Source organism: Lysinibacillus sp. OL1 (assembly GCF_004332175.1).
Taxonomy (GTDB): Bacteria; Bacillota; Bacilli; order Bacillales_A; family Planococcaceae; genus Lysinibacillus; species Lysinibacillus capsici.
The window spans coordinates 284072-300164 of sequence record NZ_SJDS01000003.1; the positions used below are offsets into that span (position 1 = coordinate 284072).

General features: G+C 37.7%; 17 protein-coding genes. 11 read left to right on the plus strand and 6 right to left on the minus strand.

What is annotated here, in order from left to right:
• Nucleotides 1–23 precede the first annotated feature (23 nt).
• Nucleotides 24–1079, minus strand: coding sequence for a 2,3-butanediol dehydrogenase (locus EW028_RS08580; protein WP_131520573.1), 1056 nt, complete (start codon nt 1077–1079; stop codon nt 24–26).
• A 293-nt stretch (nt 1080–1372) separates the two neighbouring features.
• Between EW028_RS08580 and EW028_RS08585 the strand changes: the two genes are divergently transcribed.
• Both EW028_RS08585 and EW028_RS08590 read left to right on the plus strand, forming a co-directional pair.
• Nucleotides 1373–2674 (plus strand): DEAD/DEAH box helicase, encoded by a 1302-nt coding sequence (locus tag EW028_RS08585; RefSeq protein WP_048392216.1) that lies wholly within the window; start codon nt 1373–1375, stop codon nt 2672–2674.
• Nucleotides 2675–2686: 12 nt separating this feature from the next.
• Complete coding sequence (locus EW028_RS08590) at nt 2687–3580, plus strand: deoxyribonuclease IV (RefSeq protein ID WP_131520574.1); 894 nt, start codon at nt 2687–2689, stop codon at nt 3578–3580.
• Nucleotides 3581–3624: 44 nt separating this feature from the next.
• Here the strand turns inward: EW028_RS08590 and EW028_RS08595 are convergent, their stop codons facing one another.
• The gene (locus EW028_RS08595) at nt 3625–3861 is read right to left on the minus strand and encodes a Nif11 family protein (protein ID WP_004227236.1); all 237 of its coding nucleotides are present in this window, start codon (nt 3859–3861) and stop codon (nt 3625–3627) included.
• A 165-nt stretch (nt 3862–4026) separates the two neighbouring features.
• On the opposite strand from EW028_RS08595, the gene EW028_RS08600 reads away from it, so the two are divergent.
• The 3 genes from EW028_RS08600 to EW028_RS08610 are packed head-to-tail and all read left to right on the plus strand — an operon-like array spanning nt 4027 to nt 6075.
• Nucleotides 4027–4773: a metal ABC transporter ATP-binding protein gene (locus EW028_RS08600; RefSeq protein ID WP_131520575.1), complete on the plus strand. Its 747-nt coding sequence runs from the start codon at nt 4027–4029 to the stop codon at nt 4771–4773.
• 13 nt (nt 4774–4786) lie between these two features.
• Nucleotides 4787–5650, plus strand: a complete 864-nt coding sequence (locus EW028_RS08605) for a metal ABC transporter permease (protein WP_131520576.1) — start codon at nt 4787–4789, stop codon at nt 5648–5650.
• Nucleotides 5647–6075, plus strand: coding sequence for a Fur family transcriptional regulator (locus EW028_RS08610; RefSeq protein WP_004227247.1), 429 nt, complete (start codon nt 5647–5649; stop codon nt 6073–6075). The genes EW028_RS08605 and EW028_RS08610 overlap by 4 nt, the downstream gene beginning before the upstream one ends.
• A gap of 64 nt (nt 6076–6139) precedes the next feature.
• On the opposite strand, the gene EW028_RS08615 is transcribed toward EW028_RS08610, so the two are convergent.
• Nucleotides 6140–6523: a hypothetical protein gene (locus EW028_RS08615; RefSeq protein ID WP_048392221.1), complete on the minus strand. Its 384-nt coding sequence runs from the start codon at nt 6521–6523 to the stop codon at nt 6140–6142.
• A 279-nt stretch (nt 6524–6802) separates the two neighbouring features.
• A complete protein-coding gene (gene serC, locus EW028_RS08620) occupies nt 6803–7891 on the minus strand; it encodes a 3-phosphoserine/phosphohydroxythreonine transaminase (RefSeq protein ID WP_131520577.1) in 1089 nt (362 codons plus the stop codon).
• Between the two features lie 394 nt (nt 7892–8285).
• Here serC and EW028_RS08625 point away from each other — a divergent pair, with 394 nt between their 5' ends.
• Nucleotides 8286–8822 carry a hydrolase gene (locus EW028_RS08625; protein WP_131520578.1) on the plus strand — a complete coding sequence of 179 codons (537 nt, stop codon included), beginning with the start codon at nt 8286–8288 and terminating at the stop codon, nt 8820–8822.
• Between the two features lie 303 nt (nt 8823–9125).
• Entirely contained in the window at nt 9126–9545 is a 420-nt protein-coding gene (locus EW028_RS08630) for a hypothetical protein (protein ID WP_227744903.1), read from the plus strand.
• Between the two features lie 32 nt (nt 9546–9577).
• Here the strand turns inward: EW028_RS08630 and EW028_RS08635 are convergent, their stop codons facing one another.
• Nucleotides 9578–10090: a PCYCGC motif-containing (lipo)protein gene (locus tag EW028_RS08635; RefSeq protein ID WP_131520580.1), complete on the minus strand. Its 513-nt coding sequence runs from the start codon at nt 10088–10090 to the stop codon at nt 9578–9580.
• Nucleotides 10091–10169: 79 nt separating this feature from the next.
• Nucleotides 10170–12464: a YhgE/Pip domain-containing protein gene (locus EW028_RS08640; RefSeq protein ID WP_131520581.1), complete on the minus strand. Its 2295-nt coding sequence runs from the start codon at nt 12462–12464 to the stop codon at nt 10170–10172.
• Between the two features lie 195 nt (nt 12465–12659).
• Here EW028_RS08640 and EW028_RS08645 point away from each other — a divergent pair, with 195 nt between their 5' ends.
• From EW028_RS08645 to EW028_RS08660, 4 genes are all read left to right on the plus strand, one after another.
• A complete protein-coding gene (locus tag EW028_RS08645; RefSeq protein WP_131520582.1) occupies nt 12660–13139 on the plus strand; it encodes a thioredoxin family protein in 480 nt (159 codons plus the stop codon).
• Nucleotides 13140–13239: 100 nt separating this feature from the next.
• On the plus strand, nt 13240–13941 hold the full coding sequence (locus EW028_RS08650) for a tetratricopeptide repeat protein (protein ID WP_131520583.1): 702 nt from the start codon (nt 13240–13242) through the stop codon (nt 13939–13941).
• Nucleotides 13942–14716: 775 nt separating this feature from the next.
• Nucleotides 14717–15274: a hypothetical protein gene (locus EW028_RS08655; RefSeq protein ID WP_131520584.1), complete on the plus strand. Its 558-nt coding sequence runs from the start codon at nt 14717–14719 to the stop codon at nt 15272–15274.
• 37 nt (nt 15275–15311) lie between these two features.
• Complete coding sequence (locus EW028_RS08660; protein ID WP_066036432.1) at nt 15312–15965, plus strand: alpha/beta hydrolase; 654 nt, start codon at nt 15312–15314, stop codon at nt 15963–15965.
• Nucleotides 15966–16093 lie beyond the last annotated feature (128 nt).

Sequence of the window (16093 nt, forward strand, 5' to 3'; positions counted from 1 at the left end):
TTTATTCTCTACCTGATCGTATTTTATGCTTGAGAATTTACAAGAATTTTAATATGATTACGTTCCTTCATTAATGCTTCAAAGCCTTCTGTTACCACTTCATCAAGAGCAATTCGTTTCGTAACAAGCTTGTCTGCAGGGAAGTAACCTTGTGTCATCAGCTCCATTACGGCTGGGAAAATATCGCGGTAGGCAATAATTCCTTTGACTGTACGTTCTGATAGAACGATATTGTTCGGTTGGATAGCAGCTGTAGACTCCCAAATCGACACGATGATTGTTTCACCTTCAAAAGTTGTTGAGTCAATAGCTTGTTGTAATACCACAGGAACGCCCGTTACTTCAAAGGCAACATCTACACCACCATTTGTTAATTCATGTAGACGCGCAACGGCATCTTCATCTTTAGGGTTAATAACGGCTGTTGCACCAAGTTCTAAAGCTTTTGCGGCACGCTCTGCTGAAAGCTCTACAGCATAGATTTCTGCTGCGCCTGCTGCACGTAATGCTTCAATGACAAGAAGCCCGATTGGTCCAGTTCCAAAGACGGCAGCTTTGTCACCGGCTTTTAATTTACTTTGACGCACGGCATGTAGAGCGACTGCTGCTGGTTCTACAAGTGCTCCTTGCTCATAAGAAAGCCCTTCTGGCATTTTGTGAACCATTTTCTCATCTACCATTGTATATTCGGAGAATCCTCCGCCACCGCCTGAAAGACCGTGGAAACCTAAATGTTTACAAATATTATATTTACCTTTTTTACAGGCAGCACATTCGCCACATGCAAGGATTGGTTCTACTACTACAGGATCACCGATTTTAACAGATGTAACACCATCGCCAATTTCAACTACTTCACCTGAAAATTCATGTCCCATTACAATAGGTGCTATGTCTTTACTTACATAGTGAGGTTGCTCCACTGGAATAAAGATTGGCCCAGCTGCGTATTCATGTAAATCACTACCACAAATCCCTGTCCAATGTACTTTGATTTTTACTTTTCCAGGTGCGATGACTGGTTCTTCAATGTTTTCTACACGGATGTCTTTTGCTTTATACCATCTTGCTGCTTTCATAATCTACCAACCTCCCATAATATCTTACAGCTCTATCATAACATGTGGGGAATCTGCTAATCATTAGTTCCCTATAAATTGACATAAAAATTACATATTACAAGCGTTTTCGAACATTGTTACAGCGCTTTTTTGATTGCATATTCTGCGTATTTCAAGTACCTTTGATAAGGGCTTTGTTACGGTGATAATAAAACATTAAAAATATGTTTATGCTAGTAAGAAATAGGACGTAAATATACCTTAAAGTTCGAATCATGGTACAATGAAAAAGATGTTAGGAGGAACGAATGATGTCAAAATATACTGATTATAATTTTCAGCCATTTTTGCAGGACGCCATTGCAAATCTTGGCTTTACAGAACCGACACCAATTCAAAAAGAAATTATTCCGCTTTTATTAAAAGGGAAAAGTGCTATTGGACAGGCACATACAGGAACAGGGAAAACACATAGTTTTTTAATTCCAATTGTTCAACGTATTGATGTAGAAAAACAGGAAGTACAGGCCGTTATTACTTCTCCTACACGAGAGTTAGCACAGCAAATTTTTGATGCATTAAATCAATTAATAGAAGGAACTGCTATTCAAGCAAAACTATTTATTGGGGGTACGGACAAACAACGCTCCATTGATAAATTAAAAACACAGCCACAAATTGTTGTTGGGACACCAGGTCGTATTCGTGACCTTGTTTCAGCACAAGCGTTATTTGTGCATACAGCACCAATTTTAGTTGTCGATGAAGCGGATCTAGCTTTTGATATGGGCTTCATTGAAGAGATTGATGGATTTGCTTCCCAGATGCCAGAAAAGCTTGAAATGTATGTTTTTTCTGCAACAATTCCAGAAAAACTTCAGCCATTTTTAAAGAAATATATGGAAGCGCCAGTGCATGTCCATATGAATGATAAACGACCAGTGGCAGAAGGCATCGATTTTGTACTTGTACCAGTGCGCTCAAAATCGCGTAATAAACGTTTATTAGAAGTCATTGAGGGCATTAATCCCTTTTTAGCTGTTATCTTTACCAACACACGTAAAACAGCAGAACATGTTGCTGGCTACTTAAATGAGCATGGTATCCGTTGTGGCCAAATTCACGGTGATTTAAGTCCACGTGATCGTAAAAAAATGATGAAGCAAATCCGTGATCTTGACTACCAATACATTGTAGCAACTGACTTAGCTGCTCGTGGTATTGATATCCAAGGCATTTCTCATGTTATTAACTACGAGATTCCAGAAGACTTAGAATTCTTTATTCACCGCGTTGGTCGAACAGCGCGTGCAGGCAATAAAGGGACAGCCATTACTTTATTTGAGCCATCAGACGAGGATGCAGTAGTGCGCGTAGAAAAAATGGGCATTCCTTTTGTGCAAAAAGATGTAAAAGATGGCGAATGGTCAGAGTTAAAAGAGCGTCATGCCCGTAAAAATCGTGTGAAGCAAGAGAATGAAATTGATGTGAAAGCAAAAGCGTTGGTACGTAAGCCTAAAAAGGTAAAACCTGGCTATAAACGTAATATGAAGTGGGAAATGGAAAAAATTAAAAAACGTGAACGTCGCTTAAAGGCACGCGGTAAAAAATAAGGGGGCTTTTACATGTTACTTGGCTCACATGTTTCGATGAGCGGGAAAGAAATGCTACTTGGCTCTAGTAAAGAGGCACTGTCATACGGAGCCAATACATTTATGATTTATACTGGAGCACCGCAAAATACACGTCGCAAAGCCATTGCTGACTTAAACATTATGAATGGACTCCTGCATATGAAAGAGCATGGGATGACCAATATTGTTGTACATGCACCTTACATTATTAATATTGGCAATACGGAAAAACCAGAAACATTCCGTCTCGGTGTAGATTTTCTACAATCGGAAATTGAACGTACTGCTGCACTGGAGGCAACGCAAATTGTTTTACACCCTGGTGCCCATGTAGGAGCTGGTGCTGATGCTGGTATTGCTAAAATTATTGAAGGTTTGAATGAGGTATTATCTCAGAACTATCCCGTTCAAATTGCATTAGAAACCATGGCAGGGAAGGGAACAGAATGTGGACGTTCCTTTGAAGAACTTGCTAAAATTATTGATGGTGTAACGAATAACGAGCGACTTTCTATATGCTTTGATACCTGTCATACACATGATGCTGGCTATAATATCGTGGAAGATTTTGATGGTGTATTAAACGAATTTGATAAAATGATAGGCGTGGAACGCATTAAAGTATTGCATATCAATGACTCCAAAAATGTGCGCGGTGCAGGTAAGGATCGTCACGAAAATATTGGCTTTGGTCATATTGGGTTTGATGCCCTTAACTATGTCGTACACCATCCACAATTAATGGATGTTCCTAAAATTTTAGAAACACCCTTTGTCCCTCTCAAGAGTGACGCTAAATCTAAGGTAGCTCCGTATAAAGTGGAAATCGATATGTTACGAAGCGGTACTTTTAAACCTGAGCATATTGAAGCTTTAAAAGGCTAACAGAAATAACCCGAAATCAGGCTAGTTCTGATTTCGGGCTTTTTTTATTTTGTAAACAAGGCGATGAGTTGACGAGAGCGCTTTCTTCCTAAAACGGCCTCCACTTCAACAAGAATATCTTTAGGAATCCCTAAAAATAGCCAAGAAAATGAGAATTGCTCCAAATAAGGTCGAAGTTTTTTTACTTCAGAAGTCGTAATGCTAAAGCCTTCTTCACGAGCAATCGCGACAATTTCCTTATCCGTGCTTTGTGCTAATTGCTGTAAAAATTGAATACTCAAAGTCAATCCTCCTTTATCTCATTAATTTTCACGAAATCATTTATACACTTGCAATCAGCTATTCGAAAAAGCATCCATCTTCTTTTCTTTACAAAAACTGCACTTTCCTTTATACTTACAATTTGTAAATCGTAATGATTTTGAATTAGAAAGAAGCGATCATGCATGAAAACAACACTTATTGACATTGAAAATGTGTCATTTCAATATGACTATACGCAAGTTTTAAAAAACATTTCTTTTCGTGTAGAAGAGGGAGATTTTTTAGCACTTCTCGGCCCAAATGGTTCGGGAAAATCAACATTATTAAAAATTATTTTAGGTTTGCTGAAACCTTTATCCGGAGACATAAAATTATTTGGTGAACCAAGTGCAAATTTTAAGCACCGTGAATGGATTGGCTATGTCTCGCAAAAATCCAATGCCTTTAATTCTGGGTTCCCGGCAACCGTGCAAGAGGTCGTGAAAAGTGGATTAACGAAAAAATTAGGGCTTTTTAAAAGACCTGGCCGAGATGCCAAAGACAAAGTTCAAGAAGCTTTAAAGGCAGTTGGTATGGATGCTTATATGAATCGCAACATTGGAGAACTATCTGGTGGACAACAACAACGTGTTTTTATTGCAAGAGCTTTAGTCAGTGATCCCAAACTGCTCATTTTAGATGAGCCAACTGTCGGCATTGATCACGAGAATGTGCAGTCATTTTATGATATGCTGGCGAAATTAAATCGGGAACAAGGAATTACGATGATTCTTGTCACACACGATGTCGATACGGTATCGAATCGTATTAGCCATGTGGCATGTTTGAATCAAACGATTCACTTCCACGGCTATAAAAATGAATTTGATAATATTTCTCAGGATGCGCTAGACGCTTGGTATGGCCATTCCGTGAGAAAGATTCATTAGAAGGAGCAGGCATATGATTGAAGCAATTTTACATTATGAATTTTTACAAAATGCCTTTTTCTCTGGATTATTAATTGGCATACTTGCGCCCCTGCTAGGTGTGTTTATTGTTGTACGTAGGCTATCCTTGATTGCGGATGCTTTGTCGCATGTAACACTTGCTGGAATTGCTGGGAGCTTATACATTAGTCAATCAGTAACAGCCTTAGCAATGCTCAATCCTATTTATCTAGGAATACTAGCCTCTGTGAGTGGCTCTGTCTTGATTGAGCGTTTAAGACGTTTGTATAAGCACTATGAGGAGCTTGCCATTCCTATTATCATGTCAGGTGGTATTGGGATTAGCGCCATCTTTATTTCACTTGCCAGTGGTTTTAGCACAGATTTAATGAGTTATTTATTCGGCTCAGTTTCGGCTGTATCTCGTCAAGACTTATGGGTAGTGATTGGCATTGCTGCCATTGTGATAATCTTTTTGTTTTTATTTTTTAAAGAATTATTTGTTTTGTCTTTTGATGAGGAATATGCAAAAGCTAGTGGACTTCCAGCTCGTTGGGTTCATCTTTTATTTATGATTGTCACAGCGCTTGTCATTGCGGCAAGTATGCGCATAGTTGGTATTTTACTTGTATCATCTCTAATGACATTGCCTGTTGCAGCAGCAATGCGCTTAGCAAAGGGCTTTAAGCAAACCATCATTTATGCCATTGTTTTTGGAGAAACAGCTGTACTAATTGGTCTAATTAGCGCATTTTATATGGATTTAGCGCCAGGAGGCACGATTGTTGTCACTTCTATTCTGATTTTGTTACTTGTAATCCTAGGGAAGAAAGTAGCCTTTAAAATAGCTGCAAAGCAGGGGGAGGTAGCGCAATGAATATTTCAAGAGCGTGGGAAATATTAAAGGAAAATGGCTATAAAAAAACAGATAAACGGGAGTTAATATTAGATATGTTTGCAGCAACAGATAAATATCTAACAGCCCGTGATTTATTGGATGTTTTAAAAAAAGATTTTCCGGGAATGAGTTTTGATACTATTTATCGTAACCTTGCTACTTTTGTGAAACTTGGGATATTAGAAGAAACAGAGCTATCAGGGGAACGTAATTTCCGTATGCACTGTGAATCTGCGCATCATCACCATCATTTTATCTGTATGGACTGTGGCAACGTCAAAGAGCTTAATCTTTGTCCAATGGAAATGTTAGGTGAAAAATTGCCTGATTATGAAATTGAAAATCATAAGTTTGAAATATACGGTAAATGTCCTGATTGTAAGCATGAAACTCTGTCACATTAAATGTTGACAGAGTTTTTTTCTATGTAAGAAGAGGGTGCCAATAGAAGGCTACCCTCTAAAAGGATTAAGCTACTGCCACTCGACGAATCGCAACAATTTTATTGCAATCTACAATTAAAGGAGAAGCAGCTGCTGCACCTGGCTCAAGGAAGTATGCACAGCAATTTCTTGGATCGAAGGAAATGAAAGTCACACCTAAGAAGCTAATACCTCCAGATAAGAAGATATCTAGTGTAGTAGCTAGCTCTAATTTTCTTAATTGGTGACAAATACAGCCTCTACAGTTGCTGCTCATTCTTGGTGTACATTTTTCTTCTTTTTTACAGTGACATTTTTCCTCTTTTTGGCAATGGCATTTTTCAACTTTACGTTGACAGCATTTTTCCTCTTTTTTAGGACATTTACAGCCTTGCCAGTTCATATGTGACATATATCTTTTATCTTCCATTGTCTAGACCTCCCTTCCTCTAGTTTCGTAAGGGTAACCCTTACAGTAATAATCTATGTTTGGTGCATAGCTAGAGGCTGGCGATATGTCCGATAGGCTGCTTAAAAATCTATATTTTTCTCAAAAACTTTTGCAATGTGTAAAGCCCTAAGCTGAAATATTGCTATAAACATCTAATCAAGCTAATGGTATGGGAATAGATTTCTGATTTCCTTCTACAAGCGCGAAAAAAAGATGAATCTTTACATTTCTGTAAAGATTCATCTTTTAAATAGAAGTTTATTGATGTTTTTGTTGGAAATCTACCATGAAATCTCGTAAAGCTTCACATGCCTCAAGGGGCACTGCATTATAAGTGGAAGCACGACAACCACCTACAGAACGATGTCCATTTAGCCCAACAAAACCTGCTGCCTTTGCCTCTACAAGGAATAATTTTTCCAGCTCCTCATCTGCAACACGGAATGTAATGTTCATTAAAGAACGACTTTCTGGTGTGGCATGGCCTTTGTAGAAGCCATTACTATTGTCAATGGCATCATAAATGACTTTGGCCTTTAATTCATTATGTTTCTCAATTTCTGTTACGCCGCCTTTAGCTTCAACCCATTTTAACACCTCGCCTAGCATATAGATCCCAAATGTTGGAGGTGTATTATAAAGTGAATTACTATCAGCATGTGTTGTATACTTTAGCATCGTCGGAATATTTTTATTGGCTTTTTCAAGTAAATCTTTGCGAATAATTACGACCGTTACACCTGAAGGACCAAGGTTTTTTTGAGCACCAGCATAGATGATTCCGAACTTTTCAATATCAACGGGTTTTGATAGGATGTCACTTGACATATCTGCCACTAATGGAACATTTCCTGTATCAGGGTAGTTTTTCCATTGCGTACCATATATCGTATTATTGGATGTGATGTGAACATATGCATCATCTTCATTGAATTGAATATCTTCTAAAGCAGGAATATTGCGGTATTGGTTTTCTTTTGTGCTTGCAGCTTCAACAGGTGTCCCAAATAATTTAGCTTCCTTAAAAGCTTTCTCAGACCATGAGCCTGATAATACATAGCTAGCTTTTTGCTCAGTTGTTAAGAAGTTCATAGGCACCATTGTAAACTGAAGGCTTGCTCCACCCTGTAAGAATAGTACCTCATAGTTTTCAGGAATAGCATAAAGTTTTTTTAATAAAGTAATGGCTTCGTTATGTACTTCATCAAAAATGGCACTACGGTGACTCATTTCCATAATGGACATACCTGAATCACGGAAGTTTACTAATTGCTGTTGAGCATTTTCTAATACTTCTTGTGGTAGAGCAGATGGACCTGCGTTGAAATTGTATGCACGTTGTGTCAAAGTGGTACACTCCTTGTTTGGTTAATAACAGAACTTTACTGGATTATAACCTAATTTTCAAGAGAAAAAATAAAATTCTTAATATTTGAGCAGAATGGAGACAGACTCGCAACAAAATGTACACATTTAAGCAGGTATTTTCATTAAAAACGAACAAATAGAAAGTTATTTTTGAAATTAAGTGATATTTTCCGTATATTAAATATTTTTTGTTGCCATAAAAACGATAATGTTCGTGTTTTAATTTACAAGTATTTCCTTATTGGGAGTGTGAAACCTACAGGCTAAAGCAAAACCATTAAAATCGATTGTTAGAGAAAACTCCTTATTACTTTACGAGAGATAAGCAGGTTTTTGTATAATATTATAAAGAAAAGAAAAAGAGGTGTTCAGGATGTTTACAGTAGAGAAAGCTTGTTTAGTAGTGGTAGATGTGCAAGGAAAGTTAGCAACAATTGTTGATGACAGTGAAATGGTAATTGAAAATGTGGCAAAGCTCGTACAAGCAATGCAGGCACTGGAAGTACCTATTTTATGGCTAGAACAAAATCCAAGTCGTTTAGGGGGAACGGCTCTTGAGATTGCTCAGCATTTAGAAGGGCAACCGATTCCTAAAATGGCCTTTAGTGCGTGCCAAGAAGAGGCATTTGTAGAGGCGATGAAGGAAAATGGACGTACTCAATTCATTGTGACAGGTATCGAAACACACATTTGTGTGTACCAATCGGCTAGACAACTGAAAGAACAAGGATTTGAAGTAGAGGTTGTTGTAGATGCCGTATCTTCTCGAACAAAGGCAAATAAAGAAATTGGGCTTACAAAGATGCATGCGCTTGGTATTTACCCAACTAGCACCGAAATGATCTTGTATGAGCTACTACAACGTGCAGATCATGAACATTTTAAAACCATTTTGAAGCTTGTCAAATAACGTCACTAAAATCGAAACAATTGGTATATGTATTCCATTCATTGTAATAACAATTTTGTTTTCAAGAGAAATATATACAAAGAAATTGGGTTAGATTGAATAAATGTAGATGTTCGATGGGTCTATAGACCTTTATTGGGCATCTTTTTTATTTTAGGGCTAGATTATGTGTGACATTACTCATATAAAAACTTAGCCATTCCATTTGTTGTATACTATAATTAAAAATCGGGAATTCGTTATGGGTAAATAACTTTTAATTAGGATGATGACGATGAAAAAACAGTCATTTTTATGGGAGAAATGGAACAGCTAACATGGCTTGCCAAGCAATCCTCAAAGATCCCTCACACATCTGAGCAGCTTATCTCACAAGGGTTTTTACCTGAGGCAATTGGCCAATATGTGTTCATAACGAAAAATTTCTGGCAGCTTAAAGAGCCTTTATTATGGATTCATTCATTAGAAAATGCCTCTGTAAAAGGTAACTTTTATGCTCACTTGAAAGAGACAAATTCACAGACAGACGCTGCGATTGAAACAAAAGAAGGGCAATTTGTTGTAGCCATAAATCAAAATGCTGATAAGGAAGACGGTAAAGTAGCTAAAAAAGGTGAAATATCCTATGTTTTAATGGCAGAATTTGTTGGGCTCATCCTTGTCATTGCCGTTATCCTGTATATCATCCTTCGTAAACGAAAGAAAAATCAACTGAAACAATAAAAGCAAAGTCGCGAATGTGCGACTTTGCTTTTTTATGCAGGCATGTCCGTTGGTGTTGGTTTTGCATAGCCCTCTTTATACGTGTCATCAATGAACTGACGAATTTCTTTTAAGCTCTTGCCTTCCTTGTGCAGTTGTGCTGATTGGACAGCAATCTCTAAGCACACTAAACAACGCGTCCCATGATCATCCCAAACAATCGAACCATCCTCACGTTTTTCCTGAATAAAGCAATTTAAATTACTTTTATGGCCAGCAGATTCCCCACAGCCGCAATAGCATGGCATCCATTCGAGAATCTCTGTTGATTGTCCAGCGATTTGATAGACTAAGCGTATATTTTCTTGTTTGCCCTCTAAAAAGGTTGGTAGGACGTCAGCAGAAGCCGTTTCTTCTTGGATATCACCAGATGCCTCTGCATGGTCATGACCTTCATGTGAAGCGTCATTTGCTTTAGGAGAGGTTTCAGCACTGTTTTTATTTTCTCCACAAGCACTTAGTAACAGTAACGCCAATATAACAAAAATAGTAATCGATTTCTTCAAAAATAGCGCCTCCTACATGTTTACAATACTTCCATTATAACATCGTTTTCATAAACATTTACAGACGCCTCGTAGAAAATCAGTGAAATATATCTAATCCACGTGTTTTGTTCATGAAATGTTCCATTTTCTCGCTCAATAATTTTTTTAAGAAGAATCCGAACAGGATAAAAATGAACCAGAAACCAAATAGGAAGATGAGGTCCATCCAGACTGTTGACCAAATAATTCCGCCGACAGCTTCCCGCATCATTTCAATCGCATACGTAAATGGTAAAAAAGGGTTGATTATTTGGAAGAACCTCGGCAATAACTCGACTGGATAGGTTCCACCAGAGCCTGCAATTTGTAACACAAGCATCACAATCGCTAAAGCTTTTCCTACATTACCGAAGACGGATACGAGTGTATAGACAACCGTTACAAATACGAGACTAATAAAAAGTCCAAATAAGATAAAGTAGGCAGGTGCTTGAATGGAGCCGTCTACTAAGAAAATATCTCCAATGGTAATAATGAGAGTTTGAATAAACGAGAAAGTTGCAAATGTTAAGAGTCGACCAAAGTAAATTTCTCGAATACTATAAGATGAATCTCCGTGGAGATTCACAGACAATAATGAAATTAACAGTAAACAGCCTACCCAAATAGAGAGTACTGTGTAAAACGGTGTCATGGCTGTTCCATAGTTCGCAATAGGGAATACGCGATGTTCCTTTAATTTAATAGGCTCCTCAAAGAAATCACGTTCGGCGTTGACATCATTTTTTAGTAATTGCACAATCTCTGCTAGATCCGCTTCTTCTTCTAAAGTTCGTAGCTTATTCGCTAATTCTTTGATTTTAGCACTTAAAGTTGGAAATTCAGTTTGTATTTTTTGAATAGCTTGATTTGCTGTTCCTAGCGTGTTTTTGGCCTGTGTCAATTTATCTGTTGCCTGAGGTATGAATTGTTTTACATTTGTCAGCATGGTAGAAGCGTTAGTTAAAGTTTGCTTCGCACTGGTAAGGGTAGATCGAATTTGTGGCTCTAGACTTTCGCTATAATAGGATAAGAATTTTTGTAAATTAGCTGTAGCATTTTGTGCGATTTGCTGAATAGCTGTAATGTCTTGCTTGATAACATCTTTATCAATTGGCTTTAATTGATCCACTTTATTTAGTAAATCGTCATGTAGCGTCTGTAATTGTTGTAATGAGCTAAGCGCATTTGACGTAGAATCAATGAAGTTTGGAGGATGTTCCAAAGCTTCGCGAATGGCTGTCAGCTGTTCGATGATGGGTTGATTCGCTTCGGCATTACTTTCCTGTAAAGAACCAATAATGGTTGTTAAAGAGTCTTCTAATTGCTTACGAGTCGAAGCATCTGCCTGAATTAATTTTTGCAGTGCCTCAAGCGTTTGAATACTCTTGTTTATGTTGTCTTTAGAAGTTGACAATTGATTTTTAAGTGCCTCTTTCGTTTGCGTAATGGAGGCAGGGTCAAAATTTATACGATTGAGCTTATTGATGATCTCTGTAAAATGTTGGGCAATATTTTGAACAGTTGTGACATCCTTTTTGATGATAGGGGATAGTTCATTAAATAAAGCATCTGCTTCATTCACTAAATGTAAACCCTTTTGAATGGTAGTTAAACCATCTGTTGTTAGTTGTTCCACCTGTGGAACTTGTGTCAGCGCCTGATTAAGTAATTGATTTGCCTCTTTTCCTTGAGTAGAGGCTTGCGTTAAAAATGAATTAATATCAGGTAAATGCTGTTCGATAGTAAAAACATAGTTTTCGAATTTGCGAAAATCAGGTATGTCACGTTCCATTTCAATTCCAATTGAATTAAAAATAGAAAAAAGTGTCCCATTGACGGTGGATACAAATTCATTCGAAACCTGCTGTGTAAGTACGCTCGCTCCTTTACTTGTAATTTTAGGGGCAATAGGATTCTTTTTTTCATTTACATAATAATCAATATGGGCCTTCGTTGGTTGGTCGGTTAAAATAGAGGTTAGTTTTTGCGAAAAATCATTTGGAATGATTATGACTGCAAAGTAATCACCATTTTTTAATTGTTCCTTAGCTTTTTTCTCTGTTTCCAGCTTCCAAGTAAAGCTTTTATTCGTACGTAAAGTCTCAATTACTTCATTCCCGACATTAATTGCTTCATCTCTTACCGTGGTTCCCGTATCTTCATTGACAATCGCGATTTTCATATTAGAGGTGTGGGCGTAAGGGTCCATGGAGGCATAAATATTTAGCCAGGCATAAAGAGATGGAAGAAAAATTAGCCCACCTATAATGACAGCTACGACCCAGTTTGTGACAATATTACGGATATCTTTTGTATAAATTTGAAAAACATGCTGGAACGAGTTTTTCATCATGATCACCCCACATTCAAATTTTCATGAACTCTCACTATGTATGTTCCCAAATATACTTGAAATTATGTTATAAATGTGAAATATCTTCATTTAAAGGCGAATTAGTTTACTAGGTTTTCAAAACAATTTATAATCAATCGCGAATGCACTAAAACTAGGGCTTTTAGTGTAAAAAAGGAGGTCACTACTTTAGTGAAAAAATTATTAATTATTGGTTCAGTGATTGTTGTTTTATTTGCAGCAATTATTGTGCTTACCAACGTCTCAAACAAAAGTAAATTAGAAAGTGCAAATAACCCTTATGGCGATAAAAAGCTAAAACAAGAAACAATTGATCAATTGGATGATGAAAACTATCAAAACATTATGTTACCAGACGAACTAAAAGCTAAAATTAAAGCGGGTGAACCGGTCAATGCTTACTTCTTCAGTCCAATCTGTGTACACTGTCAAGCATTTACACCAGTATTAATGCCAATTGCCGATGAGCTTGGTGTTGATATTGCTCAATTGAATGTCTATGAATACGATGATCTATGGGAAAAATATAATATTGAAGCAACACCAACATTCATTCGTTTCGAAGATGGTAAAGAAGTAAATCGCTTTGTAGGAGCTCTTAAAGAAGAAGATTTACGAACGTTCTTAAATACGGTTGTGTTAAATAAATAGAAAAGGAAGAGACTGTATCATAATTATTTAGATACGGTCTCTTTTGTTTTTGTAGTGTATACTAAAAATACTGAATAGTTGTACACTGGAGGAATTCTGAATGTCAATGGATGATTATTTTTATAATGGTGAACTGATGAAATGCTATGAATTAGCGAAGCAGGTGACAAACGAAGAGGACAAAGTATTGGCACAAAAATATATTCGATTATTAGAAGAATATGAATATGATCGTTATCCAAAGCCAACTGCTCATCTCGAAGTACAGCATGTGGAACGAGCTGATGAAAGCTATCCAGAATCAGATCTAGTTGCAGATATACGGGCAATAAAAGATGAAGAGTCATTTGCGAAGCGTATTCAGCAATTGGAGGAAGTCGCAAAAACTGGAACACCCGCAGACAAGGCGCAATCTTTTTTTACACAGGGGGAGCTGTTCCTATTCGCACATCAATACAATGAGAGTGTTCACTGCTTTCAGCAAGCAGTAAAGCAAAATCCGAATAAGGCTGTCTACTGGGGGATCACAGGGCAGACGATGCATCGTTTTGGTTGGATGCCATTTGATGCGCTCGGTTATTTAGAACAAGCGATACAGCTAGATCCAACAAATCCTCGTTGGAAATGGAATAAAGCGCTCGTACTAATTCAATTAGCTAAGGATTTGCAAATGGCTCCATTTATGGCGAATGCAGCAATCACCTTAGAGGATGCACTAGCTTCTTGTGGCGAACAACAGCGGTCATTGAAAGAGGCCATTCAAAATACAGTAGATAATATGGATAGCTATGTTTTCTCCTGATATTTAGGGATTCCTATTTTCACCTTTCACAAACGATAATTACTTTACAACACTATGCGGATGTCCCCAATGTATATGGAGACATCCTTATTTTCTTGAAATAAGATTATGTCAACAGCGAAAAAAGACCTTTTGGCAAGGGAGAGGGTTGATTTCCGTTCCGCCAGCGCCCTTTCCAGGGGTCGTCCGATGAGACGCTTCACTCACTTGCGTTTGCTTCAGGGTCTCACCTGTGAAGCTAAATTCCCTAAGACTGAGGCTGGCTCCACTCCAATCAATCATTCTGCAAAGTGTCTTTACTTTTTTCATAGGAGCATAGCAATCAAATGGCCCATTATTTGTATTTTTAGAGGGAATAGGCTCTTATTTTCCATGTGGAGAAGTGAAGCGTGACACCACCTCTCCATAAAATGAGTAGTAAATACCTTCACTTTATTTGACTTTGCTAAGAAGATACATTTTTATAGAGTGGAGTGGGAGCCTACATGACTCCCGTTGGATAGCGAGACAGGCGAGCCCCTGCATGGATCGGTAACGGAGGAAACAATTTGGCGCTCGCCCACAGGAAAGCAAGTAGTCTTCAACGAAAATCTCTTTTCACCTTTCAAAAAATACTTTGGATGATTTTGTTTTCCAAAACAGTGAGGATGTCTCCAATGCATATGGAGACATCTTTTTTACTGAGAAATCTAGTGAGCCGGGTTCGTTGCCATATTTCACAATCATGGTATGATAAGAAAGAAAATGATTTGTAGATATAAAGGACGGATTTTTTATGGCACAAGAAGCGGCAAATAAGTTTATAGAAAACGTATGTAATCATTTAGTTCGCAATATGAATATTACAAAAGTGGAAGAGCATTTTAAAGAAACAATTACTATGCAGCGACAATCAGCCGCAACATCTATGGATTTTTGGGACATGTTGATGATTAATATGCTTTATTTTACTGAGAATGAACAGGCTTGGCAGCAGGAATTTCTAAAAATGCTTCAAGCTAAGGAGTGGCTAAAGCCATCAGCTCTTGAAGAGGAATTATTAATGCATCAGATGCGAATTCGTCAACAAGTGGCAGAGCAATTGGATGCTGCAAAGAATTTATTCCATAAGCAATATGAGACAGAAGGCATGACAGAGGAAGCGATTATTTATGATTATGCCTATAGCTCTGCTGGGCATTCCATGCGTATGGATTTATTAACCGTGCTTGTATCCACGCCAGAGCAGTCAAAAATACTCTTTAACGCAGATCCACAAGAAACGATACGAATTGTCAATGGCTATATTGCCTATCATACTGATGGATTAATTAATAAAACAAAATTACACTAATTTTGTTACAAAGCTTCACGTGAAAGGAATTTGATTAATGAATACACCATTTACTTTTAACCATACACAACCAACAAATATGGACCCTACGAAGAAATACCCTGCTATTTTTTTGCTTCATGGCATGGGCAGCCATGAAGATGATTTACCACAATTAGTGCAAGATTTTCAAGAGCAATGTCATATATTTAGCTTGCGAGGGCCAATTACTCAACATCCTGGCTATGCTTTTTTTACCATTCAAGAGGTGGGGCAACCAGATCGTGCAATCTTCGATAAAGTGTTGATTGCATTGCAACGATTTATATTAGAGGCCATCGAAGAATATCAAATCGATCCTCATAAAGTATTTGTTTTAGGCTTTAGCCAAGGGGCGGTTTTAGCACAATCACTGGCCTTTGTTATGGGGAATTTAGTGACGGGTATTGTTGCATTAAGTGGCTATACGCCAAAGTTTGTGACGGAGGAATACGCTATTCGTTCTGTAGAACATTTACATGCTTTTATTTCGCACGGTGATTATGATTATGTAATCCCATCTCAATGGGGAATGGAAAGCAAGGAGATCTTTGAACAATTTGGTGCTACGGTGACATTTAAACAATACCCAGATGGACATGGTGTAACACCCGATAATCTTCGTGATCTAGTGGCATTTTTAGCGCAGCAACTACAGGAGGAAATTCAATAAAAGGAAATCCGAGGCAAAAATTTGTCTCGGTTTTTTTGGCTATCGTAATATGACCTATTATCAAATTATTTTTCTCCAATAGTGTTTGGAAGAATCGAGGCAAGAAGGTTCAAATTCACGTCAGTCGG

Excerpts from the sequence above, each read along its gene's own strand:
- EW028_RS08640 (WP_131520581.1), bottom strand. The coding sequence starts at position 12,464 with ATGAAAAACTCGTTCCAGCATGTTTTTCAAATTTATACAAAAGATATC.
- EW028_RS08630 (WP_227744903.1), top strand. The coding sequence starts at position 9,126 with ATGGAACAGCTAACATGGCTTGCCAAGCAATCCTCAAAGATCCCTCAC.
- EW028_RS08580 (WP_131520573.1), bottom strand. The coding sequence starts at position 1,079 with ATGAAAGCAGCAAGATGGTATAAAGCAAAAGACATCCGTGTAGAAAAC.
- EW028_RS08600 (WP_131520575.1), top strand. The coding sequence starts at position 4,027 with ATGAAAACAACACTTATTGACATTGAAAATGTGTCATTTCAATATGAC.
- EW028_RS08610 (WP_004227247.1), top strand. The coding sequence starts at position 5,647 with ATGAATATTTCAAGAGCGTGGGAAATATTAAAGGAAAATGGCTATAAA.
- EW028_RS08625 (WP_131520578.1), top strand. The coding sequence starts at position 8,286 with ATGTTTACAGTAGAGAAAGCTTGTTTAGTAGTGGTAGATGTGCAAGGA.
- EW028_RS08590 (WP_131520574.1), top strand. The coding sequence starts at position 2,687 with ATGTTACTTGGCTCACATGTTTCGATGAGCGGGAAAGAAATGCTACTT.
- EW028_RS08660 (WP_066036432.1), top strand. The coding sequence starts at position 15,312 with ATGAATACACCATTTACTTTTAACCATACACAACCAACAAATATGGAC.
- EW028_RS08605 (WP_131520576.1), top strand. The coding sequence starts at position 4,787 with ATGATTGAAGCAATTTTACATTATGAATTTTTACAAAATGCCTTTTTC.
- EW028_RS08615 (WP_048392221.1), bottom strand. The coding sequence starts at position 6,523 with ATGGAAGATAAAAGATATATGTCACATATGAACTGGCAAGGCTGTAAA.
- EW028_RS08650 (WP_131520583.1), top strand. The coding sequence starts at position 13,240 with ATGTCAATGGATGATTATTTTTATAATGGTGAACTGATGAAATGCTAT.
- EW028_RS08655 (WP_131520584.1), top strand. The coding sequence starts at position 14,717 with ATGGCACAAGAAGCGGCAAATAAGTTTATAGAAAACGTATGTAATCAT.
- EW028_RS08585 (WP_048392216.1), top strand. The coding sequence starts at position 1,373 with ATGTCAAAATATACTGATTATAATTTTCAGCCATTTTTGCAGGACGCC.